General features: G+C 70.0%; 13 protein-coding genes. 8 read left to right on the forward strand and 5 right to left on the reverse strand.

All coding sequences use genetic code 11. The annotated features are described in order from the left end of the window. The first annotated feature begins 365 nt into the window (after window positions 1–365). Complete coding sequence (groES, locus tag ACIP79_RS41200) at window positions 366–674, forward strand: co-chaperone GroES (protein WP_401232818.1); 309 nt, start codon at window positions 366–368, stop codon at window positions 672–674. 134 nt (window positions 675–808) lie between these two features. Continuing rightward, window positions 809–2,434 carry a chaperonin GroEL gene (groL, locus tag ACIP79_RS41205; RefSeq protein WP_401232821.1) on the forward strand — a complete coding sequence of 542 codons (1,626 nt, stop codon included), beginning with the start codon at window positions 809–811 and terminating at the stop codon, window positions 2,432–2,434. A 99-nt stretch (window positions 2,435–2,533) separates the two neighbouring features. On the opposite strand, the gene ACIP79_RS41210 is transcribed toward groL, so the two are convergent. Together ACIP79_RS41210 and ACIP79_RS41215 are read right to left on the reverse strand one after the other, a co-directional pair. Continuing rightward, entirely contained in the window at window positions 2,534–3,307 is a 774-nt protein-coding gene (locus tag ACIP79_RS41210; protein WP_383678649.1) for an SDR family NAD(P)-dependent oxidoreductase, read from the reverse strand. Between the two features lie 122 nt (window positions 3,308–3,429). Then, complete coding sequence (locus tag ACIP79_RS41215) at window positions 3,430–4,104, reverse strand: MOSC domain-containing protein (RefSeq protein ID WP_401232826.1); 675 nt, start codon at window positions 4,102–4,104, stop codon at window positions 3,430–3,432. A gap of 81 nt (window positions 4,105–4,185) precedes the next feature. Between ACIP79_RS41215 and ACIP79_RS41220 the strand changes: the two genes are divergently transcribed. Then, window positions 4,186–5,079 carry a LysR family transcriptional regulator gene (locus ACIP79_RS41220; protein ID WP_383678646.1) on the forward strand — a complete coding sequence of 298 codons (894 nt, stop codon included), beginning with the start codon at window positions 4,186–4,188 and terminating at the stop codon, window positions 5,077–5,079. Between the two features lie 105 nt (window positions 5,080–5,184). Here ACIP79_RS41220 and ACIP79_RS41225 read toward each other — a convergent pair whose 3' ends face one another. Beyond that, window positions 5,185–5,514 carry a WhiB family transcriptional regulator gene (locus ACIP79_RS41225; protein ID WP_401232829.1) on the reverse strand — a complete coding sequence of 110 codons (330 nt, stop codon included), beginning with the start codon at window positions 5,512–5,514 and terminating at the stop codon, window positions 5,185–5,187. Between the two features lie 389 nt (window positions 5,515–5,903). Here ACIP79_RS41225 and ACIP79_RS41230 point away from each other — a divergent pair, with 389 nt between their 5' ends. The 4 genes from ACIP79_RS41230 to ACIP79_RS41245 all read left to right on the forward strand — a co-directional run bounded on the left by ACIP79_RS41230 (window position 5,904) and on the right by ACIP79_RS41245 (window position 10,302). Then, window positions 5,904–6,515, forward strand: a complete 612-nt coding sequence (locus ACIP79_RS41230) for a response regulator transcription factor (protein WP_003948568.1) — start codon at window positions 5,904–5,906, stop codon at window positions 6,513–6,515. Between the two features lie 268 nt (window positions 6,516–6,783). Then, window positions 6,784–7,359: a sigma-70 family RNA polymerase sigma factor gene (locus tag ACIP79_RS41235; RefSeq protein WP_005481141.1), complete on the forward strand. Its 576-nt coding sequence runs from the start codon at window positions 6,784–6,786 to the stop codon at window positions 7,357–7,359. A gap of 213 nt (window positions 7,360–7,572) precedes the next feature. Continuing rightward, on the forward strand, window positions 7,573–9,078 hold the full coding sequence (gene guaB, locus ACIP79_RS41240) for an IMP dehydrogenase (RefSeq protein ID WP_383678642.1): 1,506 nt from the start codon (window positions 7,573–7,575) through the stop codon (window positions 9,076–9,078). A 99-nt stretch (window positions 9,079–9,177) separates the two neighbouring features. After that, complete coding sequence (locus ACIP79_RS41245; RefSeq protein WP_383678641.1) at window positions 9,178–10,302, forward strand: GuaB3 family IMP dehydrogenase-related protein; 1,125 nt, start codon at window positions 9,178–9,180, stop codon at window positions 10,300–10,302. Window positions 10,303–10,400: 98 nt separating this feature from the next. Here the strand turns inward: ACIP79_RS41245 and ACIP79_RS41250 are convergent, their stop codons facing one another. Both ACIP79_RS41250 and ACIP79_RS41255 read right to left on the reverse strand, forming a co-directional pair. After that, window positions 10,401–11,009 (reverse strand): hypothetical protein, encoded by a 609-nt coding sequence (locus ACIP79_RS41250; RefSeq protein ID WP_401232834.1) that lies wholly within the window; start codon window positions 11,007–11,009, stop codon window positions 10,401–10,403. Between the two features lie 125 nt (window positions 11,010–11,134). Beyond that, on the reverse strand, window positions 11,135–12,343 hold the full coding sequence (locus ACIP79_RS41255; RefSeq protein WP_401232836.1) for a nucleotide sugar dehydrogenase: 1,209 nt from the start codon (window positions 12,341–12,343) through the stop codon (window positions 11,135–11,137). Window positions 12,344–12,614: 271 nt separating this feature from the next. On the opposite strand from ACIP79_RS41255, the gene ACIP79_RS41260 reads away from it, so the two are divergent. Then, on the forward strand, window positions 12,615–14,321 hold the full coding sequence (locus tag ACIP79_RS41260) for a glycerol-3-phosphate dehydrogenase/oxidase (RefSeq protein ID WP_401232839.1): 1,707 nt from the start codon (window positions 12,615–12,617) through the stop codon (window positions 14,319–14,321). Window positions 14,322–14,501 lie beyond the last annotated feature (180 nt).

The raw sequence follows: 14,501 nt of genomic DNA on the forward strand, positions 1-14,501 counted from the left end.
CGTCTGCGGCGTTGTCGTCAGTCGCCGACGCTCCGCGTCGACTCCCTCCTCCGCCTTGCAGCCGCACGCACCAGGCCCCGCTCAGGGCGCAGACAGGGCACCGTCGATGCCCTGCGACCTGATCCAAACGACAGGCCCTAGCCCTGGAACCGGCGGATTCCGGTGTCGCGATTTCGAGGGCTTCCGGCGCCGCGTTGGCACTCCGCTTGACCGAGTGCTAATCGCGGTCATAGTCTCGGGTCTGGCACTCCCCCCTGGAGAGTGCCAATGACGACAGGTAGATCCGGCTCCCGCGACGACGGATTCACCTGGTCGCCACCTCAGACAGTTAACCCCGTGAGATCTCCGAAGGGGGAGGTCGGATCGTGACGACCACCAGCTCCAAGGTTGCCATCAAGCCGCTCGAGGACCGCATTGTGGTCCAGCCGCTCGAAGCCGAGCAGACCACGGCCTCTGGCCTGGTCATTCCGGACACCGCGAAGGAGAAGCCCCAGGAGGGCGTCGTCCTTGCCGTGGGTCCGGGCCGCTTCGAGGACGGTAACCGTCTTCCGCTCGACGTCGCCGTCGGCGACATCGTGCTGTACAGCAAGTACGGCGGCACCGAGGTGAAGTACAACGGCGAGGAGTACCTCGTCCTCTCGGCTCGCGACGTGCTCGCGATCATCGACAAGTAATTCACCCCGGTTTTTGTACCGGTTTTGCAGTGAACTGCGCCCCTGGCCCCCCGCGACCGCAAGTAGCCGGGCGTCGGGGGCGCCGTTCGTTCTCCCCAGATTTTCCAGAGTTCCGAGAGGGCTGAATCGCTCCCATGGCGAAGATCCTGAAGTTCGACGAGGACGCCCGTCGCGCCCTCGAGCGCGGCGTCAACAAGCTTGCCGACACGGTCAAGGTGACGATCGGCCCCAAGGGCCGCAACGTCGTCATCGACAAGAAGTTCGGCGCTCCCACCATCACCAACGACGGCGTCACCATCGCCCGCGAGGTCGAGCTCGACGACCCGTACGAGAACCTCGGTGCCCAGCTGGTGAAGGAGGTGGCGACCAAGACCAACGACATCGCGGGTGACGGTACGACCACCGCCACCGTGCTCGCCCAGGCGCTCGTCCGCGAGGGCCTGAAGAACGTCGCCGCGGGTGCCTCCCCGGCGCTGCTCAAGAAGGGCATCGACGCCGCGGTCAAGGCCGTGTCCGAGGAGCTCCTCGCGACCGCCCGCCCGATCGACGACAAGGCCGACATCGCGGCCGTCGCCGGTCTGTCCGCCCAGGACAGCCAGGTCGGCGAGCTCATCGCCGAGGCGATGGACAAGGTCGGCAAGGACGGTGTCATCACCGTCGAGGAGTCCAACACCTTCGGTCTTGAGCTGGACTTCACCGAGGGCATGGCCTTCGACAAGGGCTACCTGTCGCCGTACTTCGTGACGGACCAGGAGCGCATGGAAGCCGTCCTGGAGGACCCGTACATCCTCATCCACCAGGGCAAGATCTCCTCCATCCAGGACCTGCTGCCGCTGCTGGAGAAGGTCATCCAGGCCAACGCCTCGAAGCCGCTGCTGATCATCGCCGAGGACGTCGAGGGCGAGGCCCTGTCGACCCTGGTCGTCAACAAGATCCGCGGCACCTTCAACGCCGTCGCGGTGAAGGCCCCGGGCTTCGGTGACCGCCGCAAGGCGATGCTGGGCGACCTCGCCACCCTCACCGGCGGTCAGGTCATCGCCGAGGAGGTCGGCCTCAAGCTCGACCAAATCGGCCTGGACGTGCTCGGCACCGCCCGCCGCGTCACGGTCACCAAGGACGACACCACCGTCGTCGACGGTGGCGGCGACTCCTCCGAGGTCGTGGGCCGCGTCAACCAGATCAAGGCCGAGATCGAGAACACGGACTCCGACTGGGACCGCGAGAAGCTCCAGGAGCGCCTCGCGAAGCTGGCCGGCGGCGTGTGCGTGATCAAGGTCGGCGCCGCCACCGAGGTGGAGCTCAAGGAGAAGAAGCACCGTCTGGAGGACGCCATCTCTGCGACCCGCGCCGCGGTCGAGGAGGGCATCGTCTCCGGTGGTGGCTCCGCGCTCGTCCACGCCGTCAAGGTCCTCGAGGGCAACCTCGGCAAGACCGGCGACGAGGCCACGGGTGTCGCGGTCGTCCGCAAAGCCGCCGTCGAGCCGCTGCGCTGGATCGCCGAGAACGCCGGCCTGGAGGGTTACGTCATCACCTCCAAGGTCGCCGAGCTCGACAAGGGCCAGGGCTTCAACGCCGCGACCAACGAGTACGGCGACCTGGTCAAGGCCGGCGTCATCGACCCGGTCAAGGTCACCCGCTCCGCCCTGGAGAACGCGGCCTCCATCGCCTCCCTGCTCCTCACGACCGAGACCCTGGTCGTCGAGAAGCCGGCCGAGGAAGAGGCCGACGCCGGTCACGGCGGCCACGGCCACTCGCACTGAGGCACCTGCTTCCGCGGAAGCCCCCGTTCCCGCTGGGAACGGGGGCTTCTCCCGTCTCGGTGTCCTCGCGCGTCCGGGCCCGGCAGCGCTTCACCGGCCCTACTGGGGCCCGTACTTCCGCCCCGTCTTCGACGTGACCCCGCCCAGCAGTGCCTGCGGTGTCACCTTCACCAGGCCCATCAGCGCCTTGTAACGCGGGTCGGGAATCGACAGGGTCCTGCCGCGGGCCAGGTCACCCAGCGCGGCGGCGACCAGCTTGTCGGCGTCCAGCCACATCCAGTTGGGGATGTTGTCCGTGCCCATCCCGGCCCGCTGGTGGAACTCGGTGCGCACGAAACCGGGGCACAGCACCATCAGCCGTACGCCACTTCCGGCCAGATCCTTCGCCGCGCCCTGCGTGAACTGCACGACCCACGACTTGGACGCCCCGTACGTCCCGCGCGGCACGAACGCGGCCACCGAAGCGACGTTGACGACCCCGCCGCGCCCGCGCTCCCGCATGGCCTCCGTCGCCGCCGAGGTCAGCCGGAGCACCGCCTCGACATGCACCTTGATCATCTTCAGCTCGTCGGCCATCGACACGTCGAGATAGCGGCCCTTGTTGGCGAAGCCCGCGTTGTTGACCAGCAGGTCGACCGGGTGCTTGCGGTCGCTCAGCCGCGCGGCCACGGCCTCGATGCCGTCGTCCGTCGACAGGTCCGCCGTCAGCACCTCGGCCTCGATGCCGTGCCGGTCGTGCAGTTCGGTCGCCTGCTCGCCGAGCCGCTCGGTGTCGCGCGCCACCAGCACGAGGTTGTGCCCGTCAGCCGCCAGCCGCCGTGCGAAGGCGGCGCCGATACCAGCGGTCGATCCCGTAATCAGAGCCGTTGTCATGGCGCAACATTAGTGACCTGATCTGTACCCCAGGCCATGGGCCGCCCAACGTCCGTACCCGCTCCACGAGTTCCGCGCGTCGCGTGCCGCCGGCCGCTCGAATCCCCGGCCCGCCCCGGCCGCTACGCCCGGCCGCTGAGCGTGGCCACGTACTTCTCCGCGACCGCCCGCTCCTCCGGGTGCAGGGCCTCGCCCGCGTCCAGCAGCCGCGGCAGCAGCTCGCGCGCGGTGGTGACCGCCCGGAACTGGAGGGCGACGGTGATGTCGTGGTCCGGCCGGTGCGCGATCTCGATGGGGTCGCCGGCGCGGATGTCGCCGGGCTCGATCACCCGCAGGTAGGCGCCGGGCGCAGCCTTCGCGGTGAAGCGCCGGACCCAGCCCTTCTCGCCGAGGTGTCCCTGGAAGGTCCGGCAGGGTATGCGTCCGGAGGTGACCTCGAGGAGCACCTCGGGGCCGATCCGCCAGCGCTCGCCGATCAGCGCCCCGGACACGTCGAGGCCCAGCGTCGTGAGGTTCTCGCCGAAGGAGCCGTTGGCCAGCGTCCGGCCCAGCTCGCGTTCCCAGTCGTCGAGGTCCTCGCGGGCGACCGCGTACACGGCCTGGTGGTCGCCGCCGTGGTGCCGCAGATGGCAGATCGCGTCCCCGGCGAGTCCGCTCCCGGCGACGCCCTTGGGCCCGGGTGCCGCGACCCGGACCGGCCCGGGAACCGGCCGCTTGTCGATGCCGGTCAGGCCCTCGGGGTGGTCCGTGTAGTCGACGGTCCGCACACGGCCCAGGTTCAGCGACAGAAGCTCCATGCCGAGCACGCTAAAGGATGACAGGCCAAAGTGGCGACGCAGTATTCGCATCTTCCCCCAAGACGCCCTTATGCTCAGCGGGTGATCGAGGCCCGTCATCTCCGCGTCCTGCGTGCCGTCGCCGCCACCGGTTCCTTCTCCGCGGCGGGGCGCGAGCTGGGCTGCACCCAGCCCGCCGTCAGCCAGCAGATGAAGGCCCTTGAGGCGTCCGTCGGCACACCCCTGCTGGTCCGCACCGGACGCGAGACGCGGCTGACGCAGGCGGGCGAGGCGCTGGTCCGGCACGCGGCCGGCATCATCGCGGGGCTGACGGCCGCCGAGGAGGAGGTCGCCGCCATCGCGGGCCTGCGCGCGGGCCGCGTCCGGCTCGTCTCCTTCCCCAGCGGCAGTTCCACGCTCGTCCCCACGGCCCTCGCCGCCCTGCGCGCCGCGCACCCCGGCACCCGCGTCTCCCTGGAGGAGGCCGAGCCGCCGCGCTCCGTGGAGATGCTCCGCGAGGGCGACTGCGACATCGCACTGGCGTTCCGCTACGAGGGGGCGGGCGCCGACGAGTGGGACGACCTGGTCGTACGCCCCCTGCTGCTCGACCGGCTGGTCGGGCTCGTCCCCGAGAACCACCGTCTCGCCAGGTCCGGTTCGGTCTCGATCGGCGAACTCGCCGGGGACCCGTGGATCGCGGGCTGCCCGCGCTGCCGCCGACAACTGGTCGAGGTCTGCCGCGGCGCGGGCTTCGAACCCCGTATCGACTTCGCCACCGACGACTACCCCGCCGTGGTCGGCCTGGTGGCCGCCGGTCTGGGGGTCGCGGTCCTTCCGGAGCTCGCCATCGAGTCCGTACGGCCCAAGGGGGCGCGCACGGTGACGGTGGAGCCCCCGGTGCGGCGGGAGATCGTCGCGCTCACGCTGCCGGATCTCGCCCAGGTGCCCGCGGTGGCGGCGACCCTGGACCGGCTGGCGCGGGCGGCGCGGCGCTAGTTCGGATCCGCGCCCAGAGGGTCGGGCCCTACCGGGAGCCGGCCCTGCGGGAGGGGGAAAACGGGCATGCGTGTGCGCCCGCCCAGCTTCGGGAGAAACGTTCCTTCAGTTGTTCGAGGGTGGGTTGCTTCCAGGGGCCGACGCCGAGACCAGTCGGTTGCGTGCCCGGCCCATGAGCTCTTCGCGTTCGTCCTCGGTCAGTCCGCCCCAGACGCCGTACGGCTCGCGCACCGCCAGCGCGTGCGCCGCGCACTCCGCGCGTACCGGGCAGCGCATGCAGACCTCTTTGGCCGAGTTCTCGCGAGCGCTCCGTGCCGCACCGCGCTCGCCCTCCGGGTGGAAGAAGAGCGAGCTGTCGACCCCACGGCAAGCCGCGAGGAGCTGCCAGTCCCAGAGGTCCGCGTTCGGACCGGGAAGGCGGGAGAAATCTGCCATTGCGTGTCCCCTTGTTGCCGTTCTGGGCTGCTTTGTGCCCACGACCGTACATCTACGATCTAAGGAGATGAAAATATGACTCATTGCGAATCTAGCCACAGACACCAGCAAAAGGGAAGAAATCGAGCTAAATGGGGCATGGGTTGTGATGAAAGGTTGTGGGTCCGCCGCGCATGTCTGCACCGTGTCCGCGCCCTCACGTACAGTGCCGAAGACGACTGGCTGCCCCGTAACTCTTTCGAGTGACCATCGTTGAGAGTGCCGAGGCGGTTGAAGGAACAAGCGCTCGGGCAGACGGCAGTCTCCGTCTGCGAGTGTCGACCGCACAGGTGACGATTCGTAACAGCCTGGAGGCTCAAGGTGACGCGCATCAGCTGCGGAGGACGGCCATGACATCCGTCCTCGTCTGCGACGACTCCCCGCTTGCCCGAGAAGCGCTCCGCCGTGCGGTGGCGACAGTGCCCGGCGTCGAGCGCGTGACGACGGCGGCCAACGGCGAGGAAGTTCTCCGCCGCTGGGGTGCCGACCGTTCGGACCTTATTCTGATGGACGTACGCATGCCCGGTCTGGGCGGCGTCGAGACTGTGCGGCGGCTGTTGTCCGCCGACCCCGGTGCGCGCATCATCATGCTCACCGTCGCCGAGGACCTGGACGGCGTGGCGCTCGCCGTCGCCGCCGGAGCCCGCGGCTATCTGCACAAGGACGCCTCGCGCGCCGAACTGCGCGCGACCGTCACCCAGGCGCTCGCCGACCCCACCTGGCGGCTCGCCCCGCGCAGACTGCGGTCGGCCGAGATGGGCGCCGCGCCCACGCTCACCGCGCGGGAGATCCAGGTCCTGGAAGGCATGAGCCACGGCCGCTCCAACGCGGAGATCGGCCGTGAGCTGTTCCTCTCCGAGGACACTGTGAAAACGCACGCCAGGCGGCTCTTCAAGAAGCTCGGTGCCTCGGACCGCGCGCACGCCGTGGCGCTCGGTTTCCGCTGGGGCCTGGTTCGCTGAGTGAGCCGCCGCGGGGGTACGACGGCAGCAGTCCCTGCCCGCTGTGCGGCGGGCGGGGCCGGTCCCTCGGAGAGATCCTCTTCGATGCCTGATCCCCGTTTCCCGGCGGATGCCGCATGCTTGAGGGGTGGAGTTCCTCGGGGACGATTCGGTCGAGCGGAAGGGGAGGGCGCAGGAGATGAGTTCCGGCGCACCTGCTCATAACGCTTCGGTGCACAACTACGGGCGCGGTGCCACGGATCGAACGACGCCGAGGCACCATGGACCGATGCGCGACGACGAGACGACGGTGATCGGTGCGCTCGTCCATCGCGCTGTCGACGGCGACGAGCAGGCCACACACGACCTGCTCGCCCATGTCCACCCCCTCGCGCTGCGCTACTGCCGCACCCGTCTGTCCCGGCTTCCGGGAGACGCGCGGCACTTCGTGGAGGACCTCGCACAGGAGGTCTGCGTCGCGGTGCTTCTGGCACTGCCGCGCTACAAGGACACCGGGCGCCCCTTCGAGGCGTTCGTCTTCGCCATCGCCGGTCACAAGGTCGCCGACCTCCAGCGCGCCGCGATGCGCCATCCCGGTTCCACCGCCGTTCCCTCGGACGAGATGCCCGAGCGTCCCGACGACTCCCTCGGCCCCGAAGAGCGCGCCCTGCTGAGCAGCGACGCCGAATGGGCCAAGAAACTCCTGGCCAACCTCCCCGAGAACCAGCGAGAGCTGCTCCTGCTGCGGATCGCCGTCGGCCTCACGGCCGAGGAGACGGGCCAGATGTTGGGAATGTCACCGGGGGCGGTCCGGGTGGCCCAGCACAGGGCGTTGAGCCGGCTTCGGGCGTTGGCGGAGCAGTAGGACGGCTGCGGTACGGGTTCCGCGGGGCCGGTGTCCCACGGCCTCTCCGACGGGTCGGCGTGCTCCGTCGTGGTGCCCTCATCTGAACGGCGGCGCCCCCGGCACCGTACGAACCCACGAGGCTCCGGGCCCGTCCCGGCCGTGGAATGAGAGACCCCTGCTTCCCGTTAGCATGGACATCCGCACCGATCAAGGCCATTTGGGGAAGGTGTCATGACTGCGAACGTCGACGGAGTGCCCGCTAAATTCGCGACACTCGGGCTGACCTACGACGACGTGCTGTTGCTGCCGGGCGCATCGGAAGTGCTGCCCAACGCGGTCGACACCTCGTCCCGCATCTCCCGCAACGTACGTGTGAACATCCCGCTGCTCTCCGCGGCGATGGACAAGGTGACCGAGTCGCGCATGGCGATCGCCATGGCCCGGCAGGGCGGCGTGGGCGTGCTGCACCGCAACCTCTCCATCGAGGACCAGGTCAACCAGGTCGACCTCGTGAAGCGCTCCGAGTCCGGCATGGTCACCGACCCGATCACGGTCCACCCGGACGCGACGCTGGGCGAGGCCGACGCGCTGTGCGCCAAGTTCCGCATCAGCGGCGTCCCCGTCACCGACGGCAACGGCAAGCTGCTCGGCATCGTCACCAACCGCGACATGGCCTTCGAGACCGACCGCTCGCGCCAGGTGCGCGAGGTCATGACGCCGATGCCGCTGGTCACCGGCAAGGTCGGCATCTCGGGCACGGACGCCATGCAGCTGCTGCGCCGCCACAAGATCGAGAAGCTTCCGCTGGTCGACGACGCGGGTGTCCTCAAGGGCCTCATCACGGTCAAGGACTTCGTGAAGGCCGAGAAGTATCCGAACGCCGCCAAGGACGCCGAGGGCCGGCTGCTCGTCGGCGCCGCCGTCGGCGCCAGCCCCGAGGCGCTGGAGCGCGCCCAGGCGCTGGCCGAGGCCGGTGTCGACTTCCTGATCGTCGACACCTCGCACGGCCACAACAGCAACGCCCTCAACTGGATGGCGAAGATCAAGTCGAGCGTCGGCGTCGACGTGATCGGCGGCAACGTCGCCACCCGTGACGGCGCCCAGGCCCTGATCGACGCCGGTGTCGACGGCGTCAAGGTGGGCGTGGGCCCCGGCTCGATCTGTACCACCCGGGTGGTCGCCGGCATCGGCGTCCCCCAGGTCACCGCCATCTACGAAGCCGCCCTCGCGGCGCGTGCCGCGGGCGTCCCGGTGATCGGCGACGGCGGCCTCCAGTACTCCGGCGACATCGGCAAGGCCCTCGCGGCCGGCGCCGACACCGTGATGCTCGGCAGCCTGCTCGCCGGCTGCGAGGAGTCGCCCGGCGAGCTGCTCTTCATCAACGGCAAGCAGTTCAAGTCGTACCGCGGCATGGGCTCGCTGGGTGCCATGCAGTCCCGCGGCCAGGGCCGGTCGTACTCGAAGGACCGCTACTTCCAGGCCGAGGTGGCCTCCGACGACAAGCTCGTCCCCGAGGGCATCGAGGGCCAGGTGCCCTATCGCGGCCCGCTGGGCAACGTACTGCACCAGCTCGTCGGCGGCCTGCGCCAGACGATGGGCTACGTGGGCGCCGCCAGCATCGACGAGATGGAGTCCAAGGGCCGTTTCGTCCGCATCACCTCGGCGGGTCTCAAGGAGAGCCACCCGCACGACATCCAGATGACGGTCGAGGCCCCGAACTACAGCCGTAACCAGTAGTCGTAGCGCTCAGGGCGGTCCCGGAGGTTCCGGGGCCGCCCTCGCCGTGTGCGTCGGCGATACTGGGAGACGCAGAAGCGAAGAGGGAAAGGCCACAACGTGACTGAGATCGAGATCGGGCGCGGCAAGCGCGGCCGCCGGGCGTACGCCTTCGACGACATCGCCGTCGTCCCGAGCCGCCGTACGCGGGACCCGAAGGAGGTCTCGATCACCTGGCAGATCGACGCCTACCGCTTCGAGCTGCCCTTCCTGGCCGCCCCGATGGACTCGGTCGTCTCCCCGGCCACCGCGATCCGCATCGGAGAGCTCGGCGGCCTGGGCGTGCTGAACCTCGAAGGGCTCTGGACGCGGTACGAGGACCCTCAGCCGCTGCTCGACGAGATCGCGGAGCTGGACTCGGACACCGCGACCCGCCGCCTCCAGGAGATCTACGCGGCTCCCATCAGGGAGGAGCTGATCGGGCAGCGCATCAAGGAGGTGCGCGACTCGGGCGTCGTCACCGCCGCCGCCCTGTCCCCGCAGCGCACGGCCCAGTTCTCCAAGGCCGTCGTGGACGCGGGTGTGGACATCTTCGTCATCCGCGGTACGACGGTGTCGGCCGAGCACGTCTCCGGTGCCGCCGAGCCGCTGAACCTGAAGCAGTTCATCTACGAGCTCGACGTCCCGGTGATCGTCGGCGGCTGTGCCACGTACACCGCGGCCCTGCACCTGATGCGCACCGGCGCGGCCGGTGTCCTCGTCGGCTTCGGCGGCGGCGCCGCGCACACCACGCGCAACGTGCTGGGCATCCAGGTGCCGATGGCCACCGCGGTCGCCGATGTCGCCGCGGCCCGCCGCGACTACATGGACGAGTCCGGCGGTCGCTATGTGCACGTCATCGCCGACGGTGGGGTCGGCTGGTCCGGCGACCTTCCCAAGGCGATCGCCTGCGGCGCCGACTCCGTGATGATGGGCTCTCCGCTGGCCCGTGCCACCGACGCGCCCGGCAAGGGCCACCACTGGGGCATGGAGGCCGTCAACGAGGAGCTGCCGCGCGGCAAGAAGGTGGACCTCGGCACGGTCGGCACCATCGAGGAGATCCTCCTCGGTCCCTCGCACATCCCGGACGGCTCGATGAACATCTTCGGCGCCCTGCGCCGCGCCATGGCCACCACGGGCTACAGCGAGCTCAAGGAGTTCCAGCGCGTCGAGGTGACGGTGGCGGACTCGCAGCACAAGCGGTAGGCCGTACGACGTGAGGGGGCCGGTCACCTGGTGGTGACGCGGCCCCTTCGTCGTACCCGGGAGGGTTCGTACCCCGGGAAGGTTCGTACCCGGGAGGGTTACGCGCCGGCCTTCTTGGCGGCCGAGAACGCCGCGAAGGCGCCGACGCCGAAGAACACGAAGGACATGAAGTCGGCGGACTCCTTCCAGGAGGCGGTCACCAGGTCGAAGTGGTCGGTGAGCAGCGTGGTCGCGGATATGCCGGACTTGTCGGAGCCGATCATCACGATGCCGATGATCTGGCCGACGTAGACGGCACCGAGGGCGAGGACGGCGCTGACGACCGGCAGCACGGGGTTGCTGCCGCCGATCTTGCCCGCGGCCAGGCCTACGAGGAAGCCGACGCCGATCGCGGCGTAGCCGATCTCGTACTCCGAGGCGCCGATGATGGCGCCGTAGATGCCCGCGGTCACCAGGGCGGCGACGACGGCGGCCACGATGCCGAGCGCCACGTTGCCCTGGCGCGGCGGGGCGGGGGCCACGAAGCCGGGCTGGCCGCCCGCGAACGGGTTGCCGCCGCCCGCGCCTGCCTGGGGCTGGCCCGCGAAGGGGTTGCCGCCGCCCGTGCCGGGCTGCTGCTGACCGGCGTAGGGGCTGCCGGGCGCGGGCTGCTGGCCGGCGTACGGGTTGCCCTCGGTGGGCTGGGAAGGCGGCGTGGGCTGGCTCATGGAGATCCCCCGAAGTGTGTGACTGGTGGACGCACGGTGTGCGTGGGACGCCGGCGCACTCGTGTGCGACAACGGCCCCGGACACTAGCAGTCACCACTGACATACGGGAGGGGAAATTTCCGGGTCAGAGCCGGTGTGCCGCCCCCGTGGGGGTCGCTCCCCTTGTGTCCAGGAGGAGTTGGGCCTTCACGGACAGTCCCTGGAGGTCGTACGTACGGTGCTGCTGGAGCAGGATCGTGAGGTCGGCGTCGGCCGCCGCCTCGTAGAGGGAGTCGGCGCGCGGGACGGGCCGGCCGAGGACACGCCACGCCGGGACCAGCGGGTCGTGATAGCTGACGGACGCGCCGAGTTCCATCAGGCGCAGCGCGATCTCGTGGGCGGGGGTGCCCTGTTGGTCGGCGAGGTCGGCCTTGTAGGTGACGCCGAGGAGGAGCACGCGCGCGGCGCGGGCCGATTTGCCGTGCTCGTTGAGGAGCGTGGCGGCGCGCTGGATGACGTACTGGGGCATGTGGCTGTTGACCTGCTGGGCCAGTTCGACCATCCGCAGGGTGCGTCCGGAGGGGCCGGTCAGGTCCTGGGCGATTCCGTGGCCGCCGACCCCGGGGCCAGGACGGAACGCCTGGAAGCCGAACGGCTTGGTCTCGGCGCAGCGGATGACGTCCCACAGGTCGACGCCCAGGTCGTTGCAGAGCACGGCCATCTCATTGACCAGCGCGATGTTGACGTGCCGGAAGTTGGTCTCCAGGAGCTGCACGGTCTCCGCTTCGCGTGTTCCACGCGCGCGTACCACCTTGTCGGTGAGGCGTCCGTAGAACGCGGCGGCCGACTCGGTGCAGGCGGGAGTCAGGCCGCCGATGACCTTGGGGGTGTTGGCGGGGCCGAAGGCGCGGTTGCCGGGGTCGACCCGGCTCGGCGAATAGGCGAGGTGGAAATCGCGCCCCGCGCGGAGCCCGGAGCCCTCTTCCAGGAGCGGGCGGAGGAACTCCTCGGTGGTGCCGGGGCGCACGGGCGATTCGAGGATCACCGTGGTGTGCGGGCGCAGCTGTGCCGCCAGGGTGCGGGCGGCCGACTCCAGCTGGCTCAGGTCCAGCGCGCCGTCCGCGCCGCGCGAGGTCGGGGCGCAGATGACCGCGGTGCGGACGCGTCCGAGTTCCGCGGGGTCGGTGGCAGGCCGGAAGCCCCCCGAGAGCATCCGGCGCAGCTCGGCGGGGCTCAGGGAGCCGCCCTCCGGGCCGGTCTTGTAGCCGAGTGTGGGGATGCCGGCCGCGACGGCGGCCTGGGCCAGGGGCAGGCCGAGATGACCGAGTCCGATGACGGCGAGATCTGCGGGCATGGCGTTGGCCGTCCTTCCCAGTAGCCGAAGCGTGACAGGTGCGCAAGCCCTGTGGACAAGACGGGCGAGCGCAATGTCAGACTAGGAGTAAATATGACCGATTTGCGGGATTGCGTGGCTGTGTTTTCTCCGGAGTTCCCGATCGCTGTCCACAGGCTGTCGGCGACTGGTGGCCGATGGAGGGGAAGAAGGTCAGACTTTGGGCATGGGGGATGTGAGCACGGGCCCGCCCGACGGGTGAGGCCGGCGCGACCACGAGCGGGAGGCAGCGGTGAGAACAGCGACACTGGGGCCGGCGGAGCGCGCCGAGTCACTGGCGGACATGGCCGAGCGCGAACTGGATGTGCTGGTCGTGGGCGCGGGTGTGGTCGGCGCGGGCACCGCCCTGGACGCCGTGACACGTGGCCTGTCCACCGGGCTGGTCGAAGCGCGTGACTGGGCGTCGGGCACGTCGAGCAGGTCCAGCAAGCTGGTCCACGGCGGTCTGCGCTATCTGGAGATGCTCGACTTCACGCTGGTGCGCGAGGCCCTGAAGGAGCGCGGACTCCTCCTGGAACGGCTCGCGCCGCACCTCGTGAAGCCCGTTCCGTTCCTCTACCCGCTCCAGCACAAGGGGTGGGAGCGGCTGTACGCCGGCTCGGGCGTCGCGCTCTACGACACCATGGCGATGACCGGCGGCCACGGCCGCGGGCTGCCCACCCACCGCCATCTGACCCGCCGCGGCGCCCTGCGCATCGCCCCCGCCCTGAAGAAGGACGCGCTGGTCGGCGCCCTCCAGTACTACGACGCGCAGATGGACGACGCCCGCTATGTGACGACCCTGGTGCGCACGGCCGCGGCGTACGGCGCGAGGGTCGCCAACCGCGCGCGCGTGACCGGCTTCCTGCGCGAGGGCGAACGCGTTGTCGGCGCCAGGGTGCAGGACGTCGAGGGCGGCGGCGAGTACGAGGTCCGCGCCAGACAGGTGGTCAACGCGACGGGCGTGTGGACCGACGACACCCAGGCGATGGTGGGGGAGCGGGGGCAGTTCCACGTACGCGCGTCCAAGGGCATCCACCTGGTCGTGCCGAAGGACCGGATCAACTCGACGTCGGGGCTGATCCTGCGCACCGAGAAGTCCGTGCTCTTCGTCATCCCGTGGGGCCGCCACTGGATCATCGGCACCACCGACACCGACTGGGACCTCGACAAGGCCCATCCGGCGGCGTCCAGCGCGGACATCGACTATCTGCTGGAGCACGTGAACTCCGTACTGTCGGTGCCGCTCACCCGCGACGACGTACAGGGTGTGTACGCCGGGCTGCGGCCGTTGCTCGCCGGTGAGTCGGACGCCACCAGCAAGCTGTCGCGCGAGCACACCGTGGCGCATCCGGTGCCGGGGCTCGTGGTCGTGGCGGGCGGCAAGTACACGACCTACCGGGTGATGGCCAAGGACGCGGTGGACGAGGCGGTGCACGGTCTCGACCAGCGCGTCGCCGAGTGCGTCACGGAGGACGTTCCGCTGCTCGGCGCGGAGGGATACCGCGCCATGTGGAACGCGCGAGCGCGGATCGCGGCGCGCACCGGACTCCATGTGGTGCGCGTGGAGCACCTGTTGAACCGGTACGGAGTGCTCGCCGACGAACTGCTCGAACTCATCGCCGCCACGCCCTCCCTCGGCGAGCCGCTGCCGGCCGCCGAGGACTATCTGCGGGCCGAGATCGTCTACGCAGCCTCGCACGAGGGTGCCCGGCACCTGGACGACGTGCTCACCCGGCGCACCCGCATCTCGATCGAGACCTTCGACCGCGGCACACGCAGCGCGCGGGAGGCCGCGGAGCTCATGGCGCCGGTGCTCGGCTGGGACAAGGACCAGATCGAACGGGAAGTGGAGCACTACGAGAAGCGCGTCGAGGCCGAGCGGGAGTCGCAACGGCAGCCGGACGACCTGACGGCGGACGCGGCGCGGCTGGGAGCGCCGGACATCGTGCCGTTGTAGGTGGAGAGGGGCGCGAGTCGGGCGGGTCGTATGGCCCTTCCGGCTCGTATCGCTCGTACGGGTCGTATTGCTCGTTCGGCTCGGCTCGGCTCGTCCGGCTCGGCTCGTCCGGCCGTCCCGGAGGCGGGATCACTCGAACGGGTGTCGTGGGCTGGGATCTTTGTGCGGAACCCGGCCGTT

Origin of the sequence: Streptomyces sp. NPDC088747, assembly GCF_044751025.1 — a bacterium.
Taxonomy (GTDB): domain Bacteria; phylum Actinomycetota; class Actinomycetes; order Streptomycetales; family Streptomycetaceae; genus Streptomyces.

What these genes read in the sequence shown, in the direction of transcription:
- groL (WP_401232821.1), top strand. Translation starts at nt 809, where the DNA reads ATGGCGAAGATCCTGAAGTTCGACGAGGACGCCCGTCGCGCCCTCGAG.
- ACIP79_RS41210 (WP_383678649.1), bottom strand. Translation starts at nt 3,307, where the DNA reads ATGACAACGGCTCTGATTACGGGATCGACCGCTGGTATCGGCGCCGCC.
- ACIP79_RS41215 (WP_401232826.1), bottom strand. Translation starts at nt 4,104, where the DNA reads ATGGAGCTTCTGTCGCTGAACCTGGGCCGTGTGCGGACCGTCGACTAC.
- ACIP79_RS41225 (WP_401232829.1), bottom strand. Translation starts at nt 5,514, where the DNA reads ATGGCAGATTTCTCCCGCCTTCCCGGTCCGAACGCGGACCTCTGGGAC.
- ACIP79_RS41230 (WP_003948568.1), top strand. Translation starts at nt 5,904, where the DNA reads ATGACATCCGTCCTCGTCTGCGACGACTCCCCGCTTGCCCGAGAAGCG.
- ACIP79_RS41235 (WP_005481141.1), top strand. Translation starts at nt 6,784, where the DNA reads ATGCGCGACGACGAGACGACGGTGATCGGTGCGCTCGTCCATCGCGCT.
- guaB (WP_383678642.1), top strand. Translation starts at nt 7,573, where the DNA reads ATGACTGCGAACGTCGACGGAGTGCCCGCTAAATTCGCGACACTCGGG.
- ACIP79_RS41250 (WP_401232834.1), bottom strand. Translation starts at nt 11,009, where the DNA reads ATGAGCCAGCCCACGCCGCCTTCCCAGCCCACCGAGGGCAACCCGTAC.
- ACIP79_RS41255 (WP_401232836.1), bottom strand. Translation starts at nt 12,343, where the DNA reads ATGCCCGCAGATCTCGCCGTCATCGGACTCGGTCATCTCGGCCTGCCC.